Source organism: Tissierellales bacterium (genome assembly GCA_025210965.1).
In the GTDB taxonomy this organism is placed as follows: Bacteria; Bacillota; Clostridia; order Tissierellales; family JAOAQY01; genus JAOAQY01.
Genome location: JAOAQY010000115.1, coordinates 1 through 3,147 on the forward strand (window position 1 = coordinate 1; position 3,147 = coordinate 3,147).

General features: G+C 28.1%; 5 protein-coding genes. 2 read left to right on the top strand and 3 right to left on the bottom strand.

What is annotated here, in order from left to right:
• Positions 1 to 194, bottom strand: a 194-nt coding sequence (locus N4A40_08815; GenBank protein ID MCT4661947.1) for a hypothetical protein, incomplete at its 3' end; no start/stop codon positions are given.
• Between the two features lie 228 nt (positions 195 to 422).
• A complete protein-coding gene (locus N4A40_08820) occupies positions 423 to 743 on the bottom strand; it encodes a hypothetical protein (GenBank protein MCT4661948.1) in 321 nt (106 codons plus the stop codon).
• Positions 744 to 971: 228 nt separating this feature from the next.
• Here N4A40_08820 and N4A40_08825 point away from each other — a divergent pair, with 228 nt between their 5' ends.
• A complete protein-coding gene (locus tag N4A40_08825; GenBank protein MCT4661949.1) occupies positions 972 to 1,835 on the top strand; it encodes a hypothetical protein in 864 nt (287 codons plus the stop codon).
• Between the two features lie 47 nt (positions 1,836 to 1,882).
• Here the strand turns inward: N4A40_08825 and N4A40_08830 are convergent, their stop codons facing one another.
• Entirely contained in the window at positions 1,883 to 2,638 is a 756-nt protein-coding gene (locus N4A40_08830) for a hypothetical protein (GenBank protein MCT4661950.1), read from the bottom strand.
• A gap of 320 nt (positions 2,639 to 2,958) precedes the next feature.
• Between N4A40_08830 and N4A40_08835 the strand changes: the two genes are divergently transcribed.
• Positions 2,959 to 3,147, top strand: a 189-nt coding sequence (locus tag N4A40_08835) for a hypothetical protein (GenBank protein ID MCT4661951.1), incomplete at its 3' end; no start/stop codon positions are given.

Below are 3,147 nucleotides of genomic sequence, written 5' to 3' on the forward strand. Positions count from 1 at the left end.
TTATTCTTATCGAACTTTTTCAAATCAACTTTTTGTATTAAAATTATAAACTCTATAATTAAATCAGTTTCTGCTTCTGGGTAACTTAATTTTCTCGCATATTTTTTAAAACTTAAATCAAACTTCTTAATTAAATCAATTAAAGATTCTGAATTCCCATTTTGGGCGCTTTCTAGACATTGATACAACTTCATGTTTTCAACTTCCTTCCTTGTCTGAAATTTCCCAAATTCACTTTCTCCGAAATAAATGTTAAAACGCTTTCTCAATAATTAGAAACGAATTTTAAACACAATATGTAAACGTCAAAAGTTAATTTTTTCAATAAATCAAATGAATAGGAGAATCGTTCAGAAAAACTGTAGATTTATTATATTTCAAGAAAGAAGTGTTGATGTGCGTTTATGAAAAAATGTAACGGTTTAGTAATGAAATATATAGAAGACTTTTTGCAATAAAAAAATAGTGGGAACTGAGTTCCCACTATTTTTTCTTCTATGTTTATAAAAAACTACAAAAGCCGCTCCAGTCATAAACCAAATAATCCCCAGCAAAATCATCAAATGCTGACGAATCAATTCTATATTTTTAATATTATCAGCTGAAGAACTGGTTAAGGTTAGAAGCCGACTAGTAGATATAATTTGCCCCATTTCATATCCAAATAGAAAAACACACATTATAGATATGAAAATTATAAGTATATCTTTTTTAGTAGCTTGTTTGGTTAGTAAGTTTGACATTGGGGTCATCTCCTTGTTTGATTTCAACATATATATACCACAACAATAATTATAAAAGCGTAATTATTGGATATTAAAAGTTTTAATAGAGAAAAATAGCTAGTTAGCATAGATTTGATACTAAAATTTAAAATTTTTTTAGATTTAGGTTTACAAATTTGGTTAAAATTGCCTTTCTATATAGTGTAAAAGCTTTTACAAGAAAATAAAAATTAGGAGATGATATTAATGGGAAGATTAAAAGAAGTATTGAAAACAGAGAAGCTTAGTAGAAAAGATGTTAAGGATTTAGATCTCGTACAAAAATCGATTATTCGTGAATGGAGAGATAAAGATGTAATTTGTGAGATTCTAGATGAGGCTAGTTTAACTGTGGGGCTGATGTCAATACTTGGTATAGCTGAAACTGCAACTGGTATAATAAGTTTTGCTGCTGCAGTAGCATCTAGTACATTTTCAAATACGGGACTTAAACCATATCTTGAAAAGGGAAGGGATGGTATATCTGAATTAGAAGATTTTATTCAAGAATTTGAAGATGTTGAAGAAATTGAGATGATGGCTACATTCTACGAGGATGATGATGGATTTAGAGCTGTAGAACAAACTGGTTCTGAATATATTACAAGAGTTAAAATTGATGGTGAATGGCAAGCATCCCCATATGTTAGAAAACCTGATACTAGTTATAAGGAAGTTAATCCATATGATGTTAACCATGAAAGAAGTGCAGCGAGAAAGGCTGAGAGCATTGCTTATGATGTTCGCTTTGATAGACATGGTAACCTTAAAGTAGAAGATTTCTATTTTGGTGAGAGTGTAGTCAATGGAGAATATCATACAGAGTATTATAAATTTGAAGCGCCTAGAACAGGTAATTATGATATTGATTTTAAATCTGATGGCGGAAAATTAAGATTATTTATTTTTGATCTAGAAAACAGAGCAGATCGAATGGTAAAATTAACGTCAGAGGGGAGTAGAGAGGATACTGTAGAAAAATTTCATAGAGGTGATGAATACTTGATTGGAATTAGATGTTACGAAGAAGATGAAGAAGTAGAATATGATTTAACAATAGAATACAAATAATTTAAAAAATAAGCTATCTATAAATTATAGATAGCTTATTTTTTAAATTATTTTTTTGAATTCAAGTAATTTTTTTCGACAATAGTTTGTATCTTTGAAATAATATCATAATCATCATCTATCCTACAGTAGATTTTTTCTGACATTTTTTTATCATCTTCGATTAAATACATATAATGATTTTTGTAAATAAACAAACGATCGTTCCCAGATTTAATATAAAGCCCAAAATCAAGATTTTCGATTTCAGAATATGATGCAATCTCTATCAAAGGCATTTCTTCAATTGTTTTTTTTAATTCTTTAATTAGATTTTTATCTTTTATGGAGGTGTTTCTTTTAGTTAGAAAATCAAAATCCATTTCATAGCCTCTAATGCCTATGTCTGAATCGCTAAAGAATGTAAGACTATCGATGGAATCATATATATCATATATATTTCCATGTTTAGGAAAAGCTAATGTACGAACATTAATGATAAATATCAATAATAGAAAATAAACCACAAGTGTTTTAAATTCTAATTTTAGAAATGCTTTTGTAAAATGCCCTTCATGATCTACAAGAAAAACTAATACTATATAGGAAACGAATAAAATCCAAAACAGTAATGTTCTATTCAAACTAGCATTTAAAAACCTAAAAATAGCATAAAAACCAATTAGAGAAAAAAGAGTAGCTATTATCTGAAAGTGCCAATGTTTTTTAAATGGATTATATAGTATTTTTTTTAGACTAAATTTGTTAATAGCAATGAATAGTAATATTGAAAAAATAATTAAATAAACTATTTTTAGAATCATAAACAAAAGTCCTCCTGTGCGTTTCAGTTTTTTTGTTTTGTAGTTACTATAAGTAATGAGATTTTTTTATTAATAACAAGCATTTTAATAATACTATATTGCACTCGTTTTGTCAACACTATTTAAAGATATTAAATAAATGATTGCTTTGTGTAAATTTTTTGAAATTCCCTTATTCTTTTAATCATAATCTAAAGAATCTCCTTTATTTTTTAACATTTTAAGACCTCCTTGCAAAATTATTTTGTAAAATACCCCTGTAAAATACATAAAAAATTAGCTAAAATTAGGGTATAGATAATAAGTCGGGAGGGAATAAGATGAAAGTTGAATTGGAAATGCTACCAGAATCATATCAGGACGTTGCCAGCATAACGGGCGTTGAAACGTTCCTTGAATTATGCAAACTCTTTGGCGGTATGGAGGTTTACATTCCGCAGTACAAAACCCTCATCAAACCCCTTAGAAATCAAAAGATTGTAGAAGAATTCAACGGTAACAATGTCAAA

Coding starts and splice junctions, on each gene's coding strand:
- N4A40_08825 (MCT4661949.1), top strand. CDS start 972: ATGGGAAGATTAAAAGAAGTATTGAAAACAGAGAAGCTTAGTAGAAAA.
- N4A40_08830 (MCT4661950.1), bottom strand. CDS start 2,638: ATGATTCTAAAAATAGTTTATTTAATTATTTTTTCAATATTACTATTC.
- N4A40_08820 (MCT4661948.1), bottom strand. CDS start 743: ATGTCAAACTTACTAACCAAACAAGCTACTAAAAAAGATATACTTATA.